The organism is Providencia stuartii, from assembly GCF_029277985.1.
GTDB lineage: Bacteria > Pseudomonadota > Gammaproteobacteria > Enterobacterales > Enterobacteriaceae > Providencia > Providencia zhejiangensis.
In genome coordinates this window covers 173,063-190,930 of the sequence record NZ_CP119546.1, presented here as the reverse complement: position 1 = coordinate 190,930, position 17,868 = coordinate 173,063, and the positions used below count along the sequence as shown (strand labels likewise).

Sequence of the window (17,868 nt, the reverse complement as noted above, 5' to 3'; positions counted from 1 at the left end):
CTGTTAATAAACTTTTAATTTTATAGAATCCGCCAATCTCATATTTATTTCTTGTCTATTTCAGTGGTAACATCTGTATAGTTTATGATTATTACTCTCATTTGCATTTGTATTTTACTAGGGGATTTTATGTCTATTCACTGCCACTACACACGTCTAGCAGCCGCGGTTATTGCCGCCATCTCATCTTTTAATGCGCTCGCTCAAGAAGACTCAGATAAAATGATTGTTTCTGCATCTGGTTACTCACAACAGTTACGCGATGCCCCTGCAAGTATTACGGTTATCTCAAAAGAACAACTTCAGAACAAACCGGTACGCGACTTAGCTGATGCAGTTAAAGATGTGGAAGGTGTCAGTATTGTCGGTAGTGCCAATAAGCAAGATATCAATATTCGTGGTTTACCCGGCGAATATACTTTAATACTGGTAGATGGACGCCGCCAAAATAGCCGTGAATCACGCCCAAATGGTAGTGGTGGTTTTGAAGCCGGTTTTATGCCACCAGTGGAAGCGATTGAACGTATTGAAGTGATTCGAGGTCCGATGTCCTCTCTATATGGCTCAGATGCAATGGGTGGCGTTATCAATATCATTACCAAAAAAGTCACTAATGAGTGGCATGGTAATGTCGCCATTGGTGGTATTTTGCAAGAAAACAGCGAAAGCGGCGATTCGACTGATGGCAATTTTTACCTATCAGGGCCGCTGGTCAACGATAAATTAGGCTTACAGCTGTACGGAGGTGGTGACTATCGTCAAGAAGACAAGATTACCGACGGCCATAACAAACGTGATAATCGTAGTCTCACCGCCAAACTAACGTTTACTCCTCTGGATAACCAAACCTTTTTGCTTGAGGCGGGTAGAACCACCCAAGAACGTGACTCGACACCGGGTAAATCACTTGCCGAATATACAATGCGTGGTGAGTCAAAACAGAAAAATACTAAAACAGAGCTCCACAATAACCGAAATCACTTTGCTTTAACCTATAAAGGGGATTGGGATCTCGTTAACACCGAATTAAGTGTTTACCAAGAACAAACTAAACGCCATACCAAGTCAGAAGTCAAAGATAGCGCGGGTGATTACCATTTTGTCTATGAAGCTCGTGTGCCTGAAATCACCAATACTGTTGTCGATGGAAAAGTGGTCGCTTTCCTTCCTGATAATATCATGACTGTCGGTGGACAATTCCAACATGCTAAATTAAAAGACACTTCGGCAACAGGAAAAAAAACAACGGAAGATACGACGCTCAGTGCTGACCAGTATGCCTTCTTTATTGAAGATGAGTTTACGGCAACAGAAAACCTTATCCTGACTGGCGGGTTACGATTAGACCATCATGAATTTTATGGTAACCACTGGAATCCTCGTGGTTATGCTATCTATTATCTCACTGACGAAATCACCATTAAAGGTGGCGTATCACAAGCCTTCCGTGCCCCAACACTACGTGAAGTGAGCCCAAACTATGGAACATCAACCGAAAAAGGGGAAGGGATTATTTATGGTAATAAAGACCTGAAACCAGAAAAAAGCCTGAGTGAAGAGATCAGCATTGCCTATGACCACGAGTCAGGTTTCAATGCGAGCCTTACGCTCTTTAATACTGATTTTAAAAATAAACTCACCAGTTACTACACAGGTGAACCGGATCCAATTACAGGTCTAAAACTCTACACTTATGACAACGTAGGTAAAGCCAATATCAAAGGTGTCGAAGTCGCGACAGGTATTCCTCTAGCAGAAGATTGGAAACTTAGCTTAAACTACACTTATGTTGATTCAGAGCGTAAAAGTGATGATGAAAAGCTAAGCAATGGCATATCTTTGAAAGGCTATCCATTGGATAAGACACCAAAACACACCGCTAATGCCAAACTCGATTGGCAATATAGTGAAGACTTGAATCTATACACTCGTGCACATTATGAAGGTAAGCAAATCTGGGCGGCACAGCGTAATGGCTATACGGCACCGCGCTACCGTAGCGGCTACACTACAATGGATGTAGGCATGACTTATCAGTTACTTAAAAATACCAAGCTCAATTTAGCCGTATTGAATATCGCTAATGAAAAAGGTCCTAAGATTGACACAAATGGTGGCAACTGGGATGTTGAAGATGGACGCCGTTATTGGGCCAACGTCAATGTGAGTTTTTAATTTATTTTAACTATTTTAGGTGGATATCTAGCAAGTTTTCTCCGTCATTTGAGTGCGAGTTGGCGAAGAGCCAAAAAGACAATCAATTAAAGAATATCCTTGCTCGGTATCCGCTTTCATCAATGTTGTTTTCACAAACTATGCTAAATAAATTAATTATTTCGAGTTTATTACTCTCAATCAGCTTAATAACACCCGCTGCTGCTCGTCCATCGCAAAAGATCCCCGAGTTAGATGAGCAAGTGAGTCAGTTTTATGCTGTTCAGCATCATGACATGACCAACGAAAATTCGGCTAACGAAAAGCGTCGCTATCGAATTTTTAGCGCAGTTCCTCATTCCGCTGGAACAACAAGGCCTATTTTGTATATGCTTGATGGTAATGGATTATTTCCGTTAGCTGTGAATCGCGCAATCCAAACACTCCCAGCGGATAAATTGCCTATTATTATTGGTATCGGTTACCCAACCGATGAGGCTTTTCCCAAGAAATTACGCGACTACGATTATACTCCCCGCGTTTCCGGTGATGCGTTTACACACGGCGGAGGCGCCGATGAACTGTATCAGTTCCTCGATCAACAAATTCGTCCTTGGGCTGAGCAAAACTTCACTTTTGATAAACAAAGACAAACGCTATTTGGTCACTCCTTCGGTGGACTATTTACTTTGATGGCTTATCAAAATCACCCGACAGCGTTTCAATCCTTTGTGTCAGCCAGCCCCTCATTATGGTGGGGAAAAGGTGAAATGATAAATAGGGATAAACTGACCCAAGAACACAATGCAGCGCCTTTATTTATTACCTTGGGGGGTTTAGAGGAGAAGCCTGATTTATCACGCCTTAGTGAAGAGCAGATTAAACATTATCAATCCCGTTCTAGTTGGATTACTGCACGCCAATTGTGCACTGAAATTGCAAACCACGGGCGCCATTGTCAGTTTTCTCTCTACCCAGACAAAACGCATGGTAGCGTGATCCCTGATGCGATTTATAAAGCGCTACTCGTTGCGACGGAATAAATTCTAGTACCGCATAACGGACTTAGTGGCTAATGGGTTTAAGCAGATCACTGTATAGCTTGGCCAAGATACCATTGGCCGTGAATTCTTTACGGATCCATTGTGTCACTAATCCTGTTGCAGAGTGTTGGGTCGCGAGTAACATATGCGAATCTTGTCTTGGATTTTGAATCTGTTTGATAACCAATAGGCCATTTTTAACGTGTTCTTTAACCATATAATCAGGCAAAAAACCAATCCCTTCCCCTAATATCTGACACTGGCATTTCGTATTAAAATCGGGTACCTGAATAGCCTCTTGACCATGCAGTAGCCAACCAACCCGTTTATTGATAGTGAGTGCGGTATCTTCAACCATAATATTTGGATATAAACGTAGCTGACTTTCTGCGATAGGTTCAGGCATCAATGCTAATGGATGAGTCGCAGAGATCGCAAATTGCCAGTGGATAGCCCCAATTTCAGTGTAATCAATTCCCCCACCATCCATTAGTGTGCCTGGTGCGCCAATCGCAATATCCGACAAATTGTTAATAATGGCATCCCATACGCCGTTATACACCTCAGTCGTGACTGTAATTTGGCAAGTTGGAAACTGTTTTTTAAGGATTTGCAGCAGCTTCGCCGTATGATAAGGCGTATACAGCAGCTGATTAATACAGATCCGTACACGGGCTTCAATCCCCTGTTCAATGGAATAAATACTCTTCTTAATAAGATGAAAGTTATTCAATAAATCAGTTGCTTTACGGTAAAAATAATAGCCTGCTTCGGTTAACTCAATATTACGCGTATCTCGGATAAACAACACAACATCTAAATAGGTTTCGATACGTTTTATCGTATAACTGACGGCGGAGGTGGTTATTCCTAACTCTTCTGCTGCTTTACTAAAGCTCGCATATTTAGCTGCTGTCGTGTAAGTCAGTAAGTTTTCTTCGGTAAATATAGAGTTCATACTGGTGTCCAAAATAGGCTTAAAATCAATCAAAATAAAAAGTTATAATCAAAATACTTCGCATTACAGTTAAGCAACAAAAGATGGATAGCTTACGGTTGATAACTGGTGTGTGTGAGCATCCGCAACAATAACGTAACTTGAAGTATGACGAATATATGTGAATTATATTTAATAACCCGTAATTTTAGGTTATTTATCAAGCATTTTTTCAAGGTTAACAGAAATCGGCATACATACCGAGCGATAAAAAATTTTTGCTTTTTTGGCAAAAACCGATGTAATACGAAACCAACTATTTATAACCAAAATAGCTAATCTTATTGAAATGAATAATAAAAAATTCTATTAACAATCTCGCTGATCTCGATCAACTCTTTTACATTGTTAACAGTTTAAAAACTTTTAATTTGAGTTATATCACAAAATTGATCAAATCCTTTTTTCCCCTTCTCATTAGCAAACAAAATTTCATTATATTGCTTATTTTTTATCCAAAAACACGGCAAAAGCGACAAAAAATCATGCTATCACGCACAAAAAATCGTTATTGTTGATTTAAAATCAACAATAAAAGTAGCTATTGATGAATTAATTTTAAATGGATTCTATTTATCTCACCTGCTTGCTATGCTTAATTCATCATAAATATGCCCATAACGCTTCATTTACTTGGGTCACATTTAAATATTGTCTTTATCTATTTCGTTATTTGATGCTGAAATCAAATAATTTAATAAGGGGAAAAACATGACATTAGAGCAAGAGTTTTTATCCGCAGCAGAACAAGGCAACCTAGATTTATTAAAAAACTGCCTGAAAAAGGGCGTTGATATCAATACAACCAACCGCCAAGGCCGTACTGCTATTGTGAATGCAAGTCTCAATAAACATTATGAGTGTGTGACTTTCCTGATTAATGCAGGTGCAGATATTAATAAACAAGACCAAACATGTTTTAATCCTTTTTTATTAAGTTGCTTAAATAATGATTTAACATTACTACGCATCGTACTCCCCGCTAAGCCAAACCTTGATTTATTGACTCGCTTTGGTGGTGTGGGCATCACGCCTGCAAGCGAAAAAGGCCATGTCGACATTGTGCGAGAATTACTCGAAAAAACAGATATTAATGTTAACCACACAAACTTTGTCGGTTGGACACCACTACTGGAAGCGATCGTGCTGAATGATGGCGGTGAAAAACAGCAGCAGATTGTCAAAATGTTGCTAGAGCACGGTGCCAACCCGCATATGACCGACAAATACGGTAAAAAACCATTAGAGTTAGCGCGCGAAAAAGGCTATCACGAAATTGCTGAATTATTGATAGCAGCCGGTGCATAGTGCATTACAAGGAGGCTTGTGAATAACATCAAGACTCAACGACAACAACTGCATGGACTCTCGGCTGATATAACATTTTTCAATCTGTTAAATCAGCCTTCATTATCAGGCCACATAGAACAGGTTTTCCGTAAGGCGATCAATATTTCGATTAATCATTCACTTTTTACCTTACTGAGCGCCGAATTAGATAATGCCCCTAACAGTTGTCGATTATTGAATAGTGATCTTTCTCAATTAAATATCAAAGAAGGAGAAAACGTTTATTTATCGGATAAAAAAATTTATTTTGGCGACCATTACTTTCTGTCATTCTCTTTATGTCATCAATGGCAGCCTAATAATATTAGTTTTATTCCAGAGAAAATAAATAGCGACGACTATTTTACATTTTTAAATTTTAATATTAATGAAATAGATAAACTATTGAATAAAAGTGGTCACGCTTTATTGAGTTATCATGGGTGTAATTTATTTTATTCTAGTCTCGCTAACAAATTAAATTTATTACGTAACGAATTAATCGATTCATTAAAGAAAGCAGAGCATCAAAACTTGCCTGTTATTATCCAACAATTTGTTGGGCTCGGGATTGGTCTTACTCCTTCAGGGGATGACTATTTAGTTGGATTAATGGCGTTTTTATTACTCAAGCATCACCCAGCACAGCACCTACACCCTTTTTTTGAACAAGGTATCCGCCGTGCCAAAGATGCCACCACTAAAATTGGTGCCATCACCTTAGAAAAGGCGCTCAATCGCGAATATAGAGAAAACTTGCTGCAACTTATTCAGATGTTAGTAACAGCAGATGAGAGAAATATTTATCCGCAGTATCAAAAGATTTTAGATATCGGGTCTAGTTCGGGTAGCGACATGTTATTTGGCATTCGTGATGCTTTGTACCTTACCCATTATTTTGGAGAAAAGTATGTCGACTAAAGTTGTCATCAAAAAGAATACCTATTTTGATTCTGTATCATTGATGTCTATTTCCACAAAAGCTAACCAACTCGACAACGTTGAGCAGGCATTTGTGGCCATGGCAACAGAAATGAATAAAGGTGTACTGAAAAACCTAGGGTTATTATCCGCTGAATTGGAAGCAGCCAAAAACGGCGACTTGATGATTGTCATTAAAGGCACGAGTGATGAAGCAAATGAAGCAACACTCATCGCGATTGAAGAGCTGTTCAATAAGAAAAACCAAGGTGGCTCACAACATGAAGCTAAATATGCCACGATTCATTCCGCACATAGCCACATCCCAGACAGCAACCTAGCGGTCATTTCTGTTAATGGTCAATTTGCTGCTCGTGAAGCACGCATCGCACTTGAAAATGATCTTAACGTCATGCTGTTCTCTGATAATGTCTCAATCGATGATGAATTCGCGTTAAAACAACTCGCTAGCAGTAAAGGCCTATTGATGATGGGTCCGGATTGCGGTACTGCAATCATCAATGGTGCAGCACTATGCTTTGGCAATAGCGTTCGTCGCGGTAGTATCGGTATTATCGGTGCATCCGGAACAGGCAGCCAAGAGCTCAGTGTCCGTATTCATGAATTTGGCGCTGGGATTTCACAACTGATCGGAACGGGTGGTCGTGATCTCAGTGAAAAGATCGGCGGGATCATGATGATTGATGCGCTGAAAATGCTGGATGAGGATGATGAAACTCAAGTAATCGTCTTAGTTTCTAAACCACCAGCGGCGGCCGTTGCCAAAAAAGTCTTAACTCAAGCAGAAAAATGCCACAAACCGGTTGTCGTTTGTTTTCTCGGTAATCAACCCACGCCAGAAGATAAACCCGGTTTAAGCTTCGCAAAAGGAACTAAAGAGGCGGCACTAAAAGCGGTGCTTCTCACTGGCGTCAAAGAAGAAGAGTTGGATTTGCATTCGTTGAATTGGCCTCTAATTGAAGAAGTGAGAGCAAAACTATCACCCACACAAAAATATATTCGCGGCCTTTTTTGTGGCGGTACGTTATGTGATGAAGCCATGTTTGCTGCACTCGAAAAATATGATGATGTCTACAGTAATATTCAACCGAACCCTGATTACCGCTTAAAAGATCTCAACAAAAGTGTTGCCCATACTTTCCTTGACTTTGGTGATGATGATTTTACCAATGGCAAACCTCACCCAATGATCGACCCAACCAACCGCATAGAGCGTTTACTGCAAGAAGCGCGCGACCCTGAAGTCGGTGTTATCGTCATGGACTTTGTTCTGGGTTACGGCTCTCATGCAGACCCTGTTGGGGTAATGATTGATGCTATCAAAGCAGCAAAAGAGATTGCGAAACAAGATAACCGTGAACTGGTGATCCTCGGGTATGTTTTAGGCACTGATCAAGATACACCATCAATGGATGCACAGGTGAAGATGCTCACTGATGCAGGTGTCATTTGGGCGAGTAGTAGCACCAACACCGGTTTGTTAGCGCGTGAATTTGTCTGGAAAGGGGAGAAAGCATAATGACTTCATTATTTAAACAACCATTAAATGTGATTAATGTGGGCATTGAAATGTTTAGCGATGACCTGAAAAAACAACATGTTCCCGTAACACATTTGAATTGGACACCGCCTGGGCAAGGTAACGTTGCCGTCATCCGTGCATTAGACAAAATTGAAAGTAACGCCGCATTACAAGAAAAGATTGCAGCGGCTAACGCGCAAGCCTTGGAACGTATCATTCAATCACAACCGATGTTGGTCGGCTATGATCAAGCCATTAATGTTGTACCAGGAATGACCAAGAATACTATTTTACACGCAGGTCCTCCTGTTGAGTGGAAAGACATGTGCGGTGCGATGAAAGGCGCGGTGACAGGCGCATTAGTATTTGAAGGTCTAGCGAAAGATTTAGCGGATGCTGAACGTGTTGCCGCTTCTGGTGAGATCATTTTCTCCCCTTGTCACGAACACGACTGTGTAGGCTCCATGGCGGGAGTGACCTCTGCCTCCATGTTTATGCACATTGTTGAAAACAAAACGTATGGTAATCGCGCTTTCACTAACCTTAGTGAGCAAATGGCAAAAATTTTGCGGATGGGGGCCAATGACCAAAGTGTTATCGACCGCTTGAACTGGATGCGTGATGTTTTAGGTCCAATGCTACGTGACGCGATGAAGCTCGCTGGTGAAATAGACCTGCGCTTAATGTTAGCGCAAGCCCTGCATATGGGGGATGAATGTCATAACCGTAATAATGCAGGCACCACACTGCTCATCCAAGCATTAACACCGTATATCATCCAAACTGATTTTTCTGTTGCTCAACAAAAAGAAGTATTTGATTTTGTGGCAAGTAGTGATTATTTCTCAGGCCCAACTTGGATGGCGATGTGTAAAGCGGCAATGGATGCGGCACATGGTATCGAATACAGCACCGTCGTCACGACCATGGCACGTAACGGTTATGAGTTCGGTTTACGTATCAGTGGGCTACCGGGCCAATGGTTTACGGGTCCATCGCAACAAGTGATTGGTCCTATGTTTGCAGGTTATAAACCTGAAGACTCTGGCCTCGATATTGGAGACTCCGCAATTACTGAGACTTATGGTATTGGTGGCTTCGCCATGGCAACAGCGCCTGCCATTGTTGCTCTCGTCGGAGGTACCGTTGAAGAAGCTATTGATTTTTCAAGGCAGATGCGTGAAATCACTTTAGGTGAAAACCCAAATGTGACGATTCCTCTGCTTGGCTTTATGGGTATTCCTACTGCCATTGATATCACTAAGGTTGCCGCCAGCGGTATCCTTCCGGTCATCAATACCGCAATTGCCCATAAAGATGCAGGTATCGGTATGATTGGGGCGGGTATTGTTCACCCTCCGTTTGATTGCTTTGAAAAAGCGATGTTGTCTTACGCCGAAAAATACGCCTAGTCACACAGATAATAAGCCCAACTTCGGTTGGGCAATCCAGACTAATGAGTTGTGATTCACCAGAGCAAATAGGGTTTTTAATTATGACTGCCCCCGCAGTCTCTTCTTTGAAGGATACATTCCATGAGTGTAACGAAACTAAAGTGGAAACGTGGTGACTGGGCGGCCTACTTCGGGCTAATGACCAATAACTTAACTAATCTGCTCACAATGATGGGGCTACTGATCTTTGTCGTCGGTATCCCAAAAGATATTGTTTATGGACGTATTGCACCCGCTTTTGGTTTTGCCGTCTTACTTGCGAGTGTCAGCTATGCTTATTTTGGCCAGCAACTTGCCAAACAAACTGGGCGCGACGATGTTACCGCACTACCGTCTGGCCCAAGTGCACCCTCTATTTTTACCGTCACCTTTTTAGTCATCATGCCAGTCTATCAAACTACGCAAAATGCGGAGTTTGCCATTCAGATTGCACTGGTTTGGTGTTTTGTGGAATCAATGATCCTTGTTGGTGGCTCATTCCTCGGTGAAACGATCCGTAAAATGATCCCTCGCACTGTCTTGCTTTCCTGTTTATCTGGGCTAGGTTTGCTGTTACTGGCCATGAACCCAATGCTACAAGCATTTGAAGCCCCGACCGTCTCATTTATCGTTTTACTGCTCATCTTTATCAACTGGTTTGGTAAAAAACCGATCTTTGCCCGTATACCGACAGGCTTATTGCTTCTGATCGCAGGTACCGTATTGGCATGGATTTCAGGATTACAAAGCCCTGCTGCGATTAAATCCTCCGTCGAGTCATTTGGATTTAACCCACCAGGCATCCATATTGATAGCTTTTTACAAGGTCTACCGCACGCGCTGCCTTACTTAGCTTCCGCGGTTCCATTAGGCTTAGCAAACTATATCTTTGACCTCGAAAATATTGAGAGTGCCCACGCTGCTGGTGATGAATACAATACACGTAAGGTCATGCTAGCCAATGGTTTATCATCAACTGTAGGTTGCTTTATGGGGAACCCATTCCCCGTGACGGTGTACGTAGGTCATGCGGGTTGGAAAGCCATGGGAGCCAGTATTGGCTATACGTTAGCTTCTGGGATCACTATGTTCATCGTTCCGTTATTTGGTTTGGGGGCTTTCATGTTAGCCATTATTCCAATGACAGCGATCGTACCTATTCTGGTATTTATCGGGGTTGTTACGGCGAACCAAGTGGTGCGAGAAACACCCAAGATTGAAGTCCCCGTTATCTTTATTTGTTTATTCCCTTGGATTGCCAACTGGGCACTGACCATGATGAATAGCATGATGGGAGCAGCAGGGACTTCAGCGGCGCAGATCGGAACCGATGTATTGTTGAGCAAAGGGGTGTATTACCAAGGTCTCGTACACCTCGGCAATGGTGCACCGCTAGCCAGTATGCTGTGGGGCTGTATTGCTATCTTCGCCATTCTTAATCAACCACTACGTGGTGCAATTGCTGCTGCCGTCGGCGCACTACTCGTATTCTTCGGAATCATTCATTCGCCAATGGTAGGAATAGCACAAGGCTCAGCCTTGATGTTTGTATACGCTTACCTCATGATGGCGGGCTTATTTGTCATGAAATACTTTTTGGATAAAGGCAAAACAACAGAAGAGCAACAACCTGAAAAAGCTGAAAAAATCAGTAAATCAGTGTGATGCCACTAACCTCCGATTGTCGGTGTGCCTAGCACACCGACTCTAACACTCTGTATCAGGATACAATAACAATGAAAGAACTCGTGGTTGTTGCCATCGGGGGCAACAGTATTATCAAAGATAACAACAGCCAGTCGATTGATTCTCAAGAAAAAGCCGTACAAGAAGTGGCTACCCATATCTGTGACATGCTTGAAGGAAACTATAATATCGTTTTAACTCATGGAAATGGGCCACAAGTCGGATTGGATTTACGCCGCGCTGAAATCGCACATACCGTTGAAGGGCTACCTTTGACACCATTAGCCAATTGTGTCGCCGATACCCAAGGGGGAATTGGTTATTTAATCCAACAAGCACTGACTAACGCATTGGTGACGCGCCATAATCGTCAAGCGGTCACTGTAGTCACTCAAGTTGAAGTCGATAAAAATGATCCCAATTTTCAATCGCCAACCAAGCCTATAGGGGCATTTTTCAGCGCTGAACAGGCCGAGAAATTGCAACAAGCAAACCCTGATTGGCATTTTGTTGAAGACTCAGGACGTGGATACCGCCGTGTAGTCGCATCACCCGAGCCCAAAAGTGTCGTCGAATCCGCGGCTATCCGTACATTAACTGAAAATGACTATGTTGTTATTGCCGCTGGTGGTGGTGGGATCCCTGTGGTCAAAAATGGCCATGGAGGCTTTCAAAGTGTCGATGCCGTTATCGATAAAGATTTATCCACAACGCTACTCGCAAAAGAGTTACAAGCCGATATTTTGATCATCACAACAGGGGTTGAAAAAGTCTGTATTTACTTTGGAACACCAGAACAAAAGGAACTTGGAGAAACCACGACAACCGCGATGCAACGCTATATGCGTGAAGGGCATTTCCCCGCTGGAAGTATGCTACCGAAAATAGAAGCTAGCCTGTCGTTTCTCGCCAACGGTGGCAAGCGAGTGATTATTACCTCACCTGAAAAATTGCCGCAAGCCTTACGCGGCGAAACAGGTACTCATATTATTCAAGGCTAACTTCACACCATTTCAGGTTGCGACGTTCAGCAACCTGAAAACTGCCTAATTAAGGAGTTTCTATGCAATCCAACAGAAGAGAGTTCCTTTCTACGAGTGCAAAACTGGCTGCGACTTGCACGCTATTTGGTGCGATGTCAGGTATTGCTATCGCTGAAACCGATTCAGTCCCATCAAGCACGACGTCAAAGATTACAGATAGCCACTATTATCTTGATAATGTGTTACTTGAGACAGGGTTTAACTATCGTGATAATACTGTCGTCGGCACGAAAACAGCGTTACACACGCTCGAGATCAAGCAAGGTAAAATCGTGGCTATCCTGCCAAATACACAACATCAGAATAGCCAATTAGCCGCATACAGTGCGAATAATAAGCTTATGCTCCCCGCTTTTCGCGATATGCATATTCACCTTGATAAAACTTTTTATGGTGGTCCTTGGCAGGCTCCTGAATCACGTGAAGGCAAAACCATACTGGATATGATTGCACTGGAGCAAAAATTACTCCCTGAGTTACAACCTTACACACAAGAGCGTGCTCACGCGCTGATCAGCTTGATCCAATCTAAGGGATCAACTATCGCGCGTAGCCATTGTAATATCGAACCCGTTTCAGGGCTTAAAAATCTTGAGGCTCTCATACAGGTTCTTGATAAACATCAGCAGGACCTAACCTGTGAAATCGTCGCTTTCCCACAACATGGCTTGCTATTATCCAAATCAGAACCTTTAATGCGTGAAGCAATGCAAGCGGGGGCACATTATGTTGGTGGACTCGATCCAACTCACGTCGATGGTGCGATGGAAAAATCACTCGATACCCTGTTCCAAATTGCATTGGATTACAATAAAGGCGTTGATATTCATCTTCATGAAACCAGCCCTGCGGGCTTAGCAGCCATTAATTATATGATTGATACTGTGGATAAAAACCGCAGTTTACGCGGTAAAGTCACTATCAGCCATGCCTTTGCTCTCACAACGTTGACACCAGAGCAAGCCAACACCACAGCGCAGCGCCTTGCTGAGCAACAGATTAGCATCGCCACTACGGTTCCTATCGGTACATTACATATGCCATTGAAAATACTGAATGAACACGGTGTATTTGTGATGTCTGGAACCGATAGCGTTATTGACCATTGGTCTCCTTTTGGCCTAGGCGACATGTTAGAAAAAGCCAATTTATACGCTCAACTTTACACGCGCCCAGATGAACATGCTCTATCACGTTCACTCGCAATCGCGACGGGGAATACATTGCCATTGGATAACAAAGGCAAGCAAGTGTGGCCAGTTGCAGGCGACGATGCCAGCTTTGTCCTCGTGGATGCTTCTTGTTCTGCTGAAGCGGTTGCACGCATTTCACCAAGGCAAGCCAGCTTCCACAAAGGGAACTTAGCTTCCGGCTCAATTGAGAAGAGAGTAGGCTAACTGTTTGTCCAAAAAGACGGGGGTTCAACTCCCGCCGTCTTACTGGTTGGGCATCGCTAGCAACGCCAATTTTTTAACAGTGCCAATATCAGTGGAAACTCACAAAACCCTTCCCTATCGAGAAAGTGTCCTGCATTTTCCACCGTAATAACCTCTGTTTCTAAATTATCCGCTAATGTTCTCGATGACTGCGGGGAAACAATCTGATCATTATTTGAGATCACAGAAACGCGATAGTCAGCTAATGATTTCAAATAAGGGTAATCGAATATAAACTCAGTATGAGGTTTCAATTCAGGCAATGTTTTTTGCTCATCAGTAAAACCAGAAACGAAGATATAACCACCTACCCGCTGTCGCTGCTCCGCGAGGAAACGTAATACGCTAACACAACCAAGACTATGACCGATCAACACCGTATTTGTGTCCAATTTAATATTTGCATCCAGTAAAAACTGCAACCATCGTTGGGGATCAGGCGCTTGTGGATCAGGCATAGCAGGAACGAATACGCTAGCCCCACACTGCTCAAGCTGTGCTTTTAACCAAGGAAACCAATTTTTCTCAGGCGATGCCGTATAACCATGCACAATAATGACTTTTTTATTGTTTAAATTTTCATGCTGAAGATTTTCACCACTCATCATTCGGTTCCTTTTATCAGTACTGAGTAGGCTGTACATTAAGATAGCGTCAAATAAAGACCATCTATACTAAAACGTTTTCAGGTAAACCTGATGTGTTTTTTGGTAATTATCTCATTATTATTATTCAGCAAATCTTTATAATTCTCTAAAAATTAACATAAATGGATATTTTACCTGTGCAAAATAATCTTCAACTTTCAGATAAAGTTTTAAACGCCTTCCCACAACGATCACTAAAATTAACACCACTATCAGGCGATGGCGGCATGATTCGTTCGCTATTTTTGATTGTGTTCCTAGTCGTATTAACCGCATTCAGTGCGTATCAGCTACCTAACATCGCTTATGACTATAAAATTGGCCAGAATGCCGTTCCCGTTGATGCGGATATTGATGGCTCCTGCAAAACGAACTTATTGGTGATCACCAACTGTAAAGTTGAGTTGCGTTATAAACACAATGTCGTCTCCCATGACTTCACTTTCGTAGGATTGAACGGTGGAGACATTGCAGTCATGCCACTCATGGATGCGACAGATCCGTCAAAGCTAACCGTAGATGTTGCTGTCGATAATGTCATGCTTCGCTTTGTTACCACTATTGCATTAATTGGCTTATTTATTTTTTGTATCTTCTTTTTTATTCGTGCCCAAATACGCATCAGCAAAATAAGAAAAGAGTTATTATCTGTCGGGAGCCAGCCTTTGCAACTGATGGCTATCCCTGCCAAGGTCATTAATGCCAATCGACAAATCATTGCCACTTATCAGCGTGAATTGAATGGGAAACAAATATCGACAGGTTATTCAGGCAAGAAAACAAGTGCACCTATCGTTTTAGAATCAAATGGTAAAACTTATGTGCTCGCGGTGGCCAGTGCCCAGCAGAATATTCCTTATGTACTTGATTTCCCGATGCAGCGTATTCAAGCAACCCCTGAAGAAGTGCAGCATTTTCATAATGTGTTGCAGGAAGAAGGGATAATTTAATTGTTACTAAAGAGGTTGGGCTAGCCTGCCCAACCTTCCTAGCAAATGCAATTATTTTAAATCGGGGAAAAACACGCGTTTAATCGCTAATTCAACACCACGTACCTCTGCCAATCCCTTCAAACGTCCAATCGCAGAATAACCTGGATTGGTTTTCTTTTTCAGATCATCCAACATTTGATGACCGTGGTCAGGACGCATTGGAATACGACGCATGTTACCTGCTTTTTGGCGACGATTTTCTTCTGTTAAAATCGCTTTCACGACGGCAAACATATCCACATCCCCCCCTAGGTGAGCGGCCTCATGGAAGGTTTTCGGATTATCTTCCCGACAGGTTGAACGCAAATGAGTGAAATGAATACGATCACCAAATTGCTCAATCATTTTAACTAAATCGTTATCACTTCTTACACCGTAAGAACCGGTACACATGGTAAAACCATTGTGAATACTATCCACTGTATCTTTCAGCCATTGCATATCTTCAATGGTAGAAACAATCCGCGGTAACCCTAAAATTGGACGTGGTGGATCATCCGGGTGAATAGCCATTTTCACACCCACTTCTTCAGCGACGGGGATAATCGCCTTTAAGAAGTACGCCATATTTTCACGTAGCTTCGCCTTGTCAATACCCGCATATGTTTTCAAATGGGCTTTAAATTGTTCAAGAGTATAGCCTTCTTCCGCCCCAGGTAAGCCCGCAATAATATTTCCAACCAGTTTATTAATATCGGCTTGGCTCATCGCTTCATAATAGGCTTTCGCTTGAGCGATTTCCTCTTGACTGTAATCTTGTTCTGCCCCCTCGCGCTGTAGCAAATACAGCTCAAATGCGGCAAATGCAATTTGGTCAAAACGTAATGCTTTTGAACCGTCTGGTAATTCATATTCTAAATCTGTGCGAGTCCAATCAAGCACGGGCATAAAGTTATAACACACGGTATCAATGCCACAGGCGGCCAAATGACGAATCGATTGTTGGTAGTTCGCAATATGCTGCTCATAATCGCCACTGTGTGTTTTGATTTCTTCATGAACAGGAATACTTTCCACGACAGACCAAACAAGGCCCGCCGCTTCAATTTCTGCTTTACGCTTTTGAATTTCTTCAATACTCCACACCTGACCATTCGGAATATGATGCAGTGCTGTCACGATGCCCGTAGCCCCTGCTTGACGTATATCACTCAAAGAAACCGGGTCATTAGGGCCATACCAACGCCATGTTTGTTCCATATCACTCACCTCAAAAATGTGGGCACCGTATCGTGCCCTTAAATTTATTGTGTAACAGTTTCTTCGATCGGTGCTTTAACGATGAAGAAGTAAGCTAATGCGCCCGCGAATGTCACCATAGAGCAAACGATTAGCGCCCAATTAAATGAACCCGTGGTGTCTAATACCCAACCAGTAACAATCGGTGCGAATGACGCAAAAATGAAGCTACCAAAGTTTTGAATACTACTGACGGAAGCGACCATTTTGCTAGGCGTCACCACTTGCACTAATCCCCAGCAAGAAGTGCCAGCAAAATGCACAAAGAACAGCGCTAAACTGATAAATGCGACCGCCATAGTGGTGGAAGTCGATTGCACAACTAAGAGCGTGCAAGCCGCGGAACAAATCAGTCCTAAACAGATTAAAATTTTGCGGCTATTCATTAATGAATAACCTTTTTTTGCTAAGCGGTCTGCCACCATGCCATTGACTAACATACCGAGCGAACCGAATAAGAATGGAATTGCGGCAACCCATCCCGTATTCGCGAGACTTAATCCCCGTTCTGCCTGTAAATACCCCGGCAACCAAGCAAGATATAGCCATCCCGTATAGTTCACACCACTGAAACCTAAAATCATTCCCCAAACAGTACGCTTTTTGAACAAGGCGCCCCACTCTTTAAGCGTCACTTTCTGTTTTGGGGTTTCATCACGGCCGGAATTGAGATATTTCAAATCGTCTTCTGACAGCTTTAATGACTCACGGTTGCGATAATACGCATACCAACAAATACCAATCAGAATGCCTGCAACCCCGATGATGATAAACATCATTCGCCAGCCAAAAGCCAACATGAGCGCAACTAAGATTGGTGGAGCAAAAGCTTGGCCAATCGTCGTAGAGGAGTTAAATATTCCCATCGGAATACCTCGCTCTTTCGCACTAAACCAATCATTAACGACCTTTACACCACTCGGCATAAAGGGCGCTTCACCCACTCCGAGGCCAATTCGTAATGCAATAAATTGCCAAAAGTTTTGGATCAAACCCGCCATGCCTTGCATTGTTGACCAAAAAATCAATCCTGCGCCTAAAACAATACGAGGTCCAAATTTATCGAGTAATAAACCTGATGGTAGCTGTGAAATACCGTAAGACAATGAAAAAGCAGATAATAAAACACCGAATTGAGTTGCTGAAAGCCCTAAATCAGCACGAATCGCTTCGTTAGCAACCGAAAGCGAACCTCGGTCAAGGAAATTAATGATCCCTGCCAAAAACAGCAGCAGTAACGAGATACGTTGAATTTTCTTAATCCTGGCGGTTTTTGCAATATTATCGGGTGTTATGTCAGATGCTGAACTCTGCATAGTTACATCCTCAAAAAAGTAATTATAATTGCATGATACCTGAATGACTGGTGGCTCGATTGTCAGGTGGTCAGGCCGGTATTATAGTT

General features: G+C 42.6%; 14 protein-coding genes. 10 read left to right on the top strand and 4 right to left on the bottom strand.

All coding sequences use genetic code 11. The features are described 5' to 3' along the window. The first annotated feature begins 129 nt into the window (after positions 1-129). Entirely contained in the window at positions 130-2,175 is a 2,046-nt protein-coding gene (locus P2E05_RS00825; RefSeq protein WP_163860505.1) for a TonB-dependent receptor domain-containing protein, read from the top strand. A gap of 59 nt (positions 2,176-2,234) precedes the next feature. Then, positions 2,235-3,197: an alpha/beta hydrolase gene (locus P2E05_RS00820; RefSeq protein ID WP_231131840.1), complete on the top strand. Its 963-nt coding sequence runs from the start codon at positions 2,235-2,237 to the stop codon at positions 3,195-3,197. Positions 3,198-3,219: 22 nt separating this feature from the next. Here P2E05_RS00820 and P2E05_RS00815 read toward each other — a convergent pair whose 3' ends face one another. Further along, entirely contained in the window at positions 3,220-4,155 is a 936-nt protein-coding gene (locus P2E05_RS00815) for a LysR substrate-binding domain-containing protein (RefSeq protein WP_154622185.1), read from the bottom strand. A gap of 750 nt (positions 4,156-4,905) precedes the next feature. On the opposite strand from P2E05_RS00815, the gene P2E05_RS00810 reads away from it, so the two are divergent. The 7 genes from P2E05_RS00810 to P2E05_RS00780 all read left to right on the top strand — a co-directional run bounded on the left by P2E05_RS00810 (position 4,906) and on the right by P2E05_RS00780 (position 13,546). Then, a complete protein-coding gene (locus tag P2E05_RS00810) occupies positions 4,906-5,502 on the top strand; it encodes an ankyrin repeat domain-containing protein (protein WP_154621901.1) in 597 nt (198 codons plus the stop codon). Between the two features lie 18 nt (positions 5,503-5,520). Beyond that, entirely contained in the window at positions 5,521-6,444 is a 924-nt protein-coding gene (locus P2E05_RS00805) for a DUF2877 domain-containing protein (RefSeq protein ID WP_196713908.1), read from the top strand. Further along, a complete protein-coding gene (fdrA, locus tag P2E05_RS00800; protein ID WP_163860502.1) occupies positions 6,434-7,984 on the top strand; it encodes an acyl-CoA synthetase FdrA in 1,551 nt (516 codons plus the stop codon). The genes P2E05_RS00805 and fdrA overlap by 11 nt, the downstream gene beginning before the upstream one ends. Further along, the gene (locus P2E05_RS00795) at positions 7,984-9,399 is read left to right on the top strand and encodes a DUF1116 domain-containing protein (RefSeq protein WP_154623676.1); all 1,416 of its coding nucleotides are present in this window, start codon (positions 7,984-7,986) and stop codon (positions 9,397-9,399) included. The genes fdrA and P2E05_RS00795 overlap by 1 nt, the downstream gene beginning before the upstream one ends. Before the next feature lie 123 nt (positions 9,400-9,522). Beyond that, positions 9,523-11,085, top strand: a complete 1,563-nt coding sequence (locus tag P2E05_RS00790; RefSeq protein WP_154623677.1) for a xanthine permease — start codon at positions 9,523-9,525, stop codon at positions 11,083-11,085. Between the two features lie 71 nt (positions 11,086-11,156). Beyond that, entirely contained in the window at positions 11,157-12,107 is a 951-nt protein-coding gene (locus P2E05_RS00785) for a carbamate kinase family protein (RefSeq protein ID WP_154623678.1), read from the top strand. A 62-nt stretch (positions 12,108-12,169) separates the two neighbouring features. Then, positions 12,170-13,546: an amidohydrolase family protein gene (locus tag P2E05_RS00780; RefSeq protein ID WP_196713909.1), complete on the top strand. Its 1,377-nt coding sequence runs from the start codon at positions 12,170-12,172 to the stop codon at positions 13,544-13,546. 56 nt (positions 13,547-13,602) lie between these two features. Here P2E05_RS00780 and P2E05_RS00775 read toward each other — a convergent pair whose 3' ends face one another. Next, entirely contained in the window at positions 13,603-14,190 is a 588-nt protein-coding gene (locus tag P2E05_RS00775) for an RBBP9/YdeN family alpha/beta hydrolase (protein ID WP_154623686.1), read from the bottom strand. 179 nt (positions 14,191-14,369) lie between these two features. Between P2E05_RS00775 and P2E05_RS00770 the strand changes: the two genes are divergently transcribed. Beyond that, positions 14,370-15,182 (top strand): hypothetical protein, encoded by an 813-nt coding sequence (locus P2E05_RS00770; protein WP_244316462.1) that lies wholly within the window; start codon positions 14,370-14,372, stop codon positions 15,180-15,182. A gap of 51 nt (positions 15,183-15,233) precedes the next feature. Here the strand turns inward: P2E05_RS00770 and uxuA are convergent, their stop codons facing one another. Beyond that, positions 15,234-16,424, bottom strand: a complete 1,191-nt coding sequence (gene uxuA, locus P2E05_RS00765) for a mannonate dehydratase (protein WP_154623681.1) — start codon at positions 16,422-16,424, stop codon at positions 15,234-15,236. 44 nt (positions 16,425-16,468) lie between these two features. Continuing rightward, the gene (locus tag P2E05_RS00760; protein WP_163860500.1) at positions 16,469-17,779 is read right to left on the bottom strand and encodes an MFS transporter; all 1,311 of its coding nucleotides are present in this window, start codon (positions 17,777-17,779) and stop codon (positions 16,469-16,471) included. Between the last annotated feature and the right edge of the window lie 89 nt (positions 17,780-17,868).

Coding starts and splice junctions, on each gene's coding strand:
- P2E05_RS00780 (WP_196713909.1), top strand. CDS start 12,170: ATGCAATCCAACAGAAGAGAGTTCCTTTCTACGAGTGCAAAACTGGCT.
- P2E05_RS00760 (WP_163860500.1), bottom strand. CDS start 17,779: ATGCAGAGTTCAGCATCTGACATAACACCCGATAATATTGCAAAAACC.
- P2E05_RS00795 (WP_154623676.1), top strand. CDS start 7,984: ATGACTTCATTATTTAAACAACCATTAAATGTGATTAATGTGGGCATT.
- P2E05_RS00825 (WP_163860505.1), top strand. CDS start 130: ATGTCTATTCACTGCCACTACACACGTCTAGCAGCCGCGGTTATTGCC.
- P2E05_RS00810 (WP_154621901.1), top strand. CDS start 4,906: ATGACATTAGAGCAAGAGTTTTTATCCGCAGCAGAACAAGGCAACCTA.
- P2E05_RS00790 (WP_154623677.1), top strand. CDS start 9,523: ATGAGTGTAACGAAACTAAAGTGGAAACGTGGTGACTGGGCGGCCTAC.
- P2E05_RS00785 (WP_154623678.1), top strand. CDS start 11,157: ATGAAAGAACTCGTGGTTGTTGCCATCGGGGGCAACAGTATTATCAAA.
- P2E05_RS00775 (WP_154623686.1), bottom strand. CDS start 14,190: ATGAGTGGTGAAAATCTTCAGCATGAAAATTTAAACAATAAAAAAGTC.
- fdrA (WP_163860502.1), top strand. CDS start 6,434: ATGTCGACTAAAGTTGTCATCAAAAAGAATACCTATTTTGATTCTGTA.
- uxuA (WP_154623681.1), bottom strand. CDS start 16,424: ATGGAACAAACATGGCGTTGGTATGGCCCTAATGACCCGGTTTCTTTG.
- P2E05_RS00815 (WP_154622185.1), bottom strand. CDS start 4,155: ATGAACTCTATATTTACCGAAGAAAACTTACTGACTTACACGACAGCA.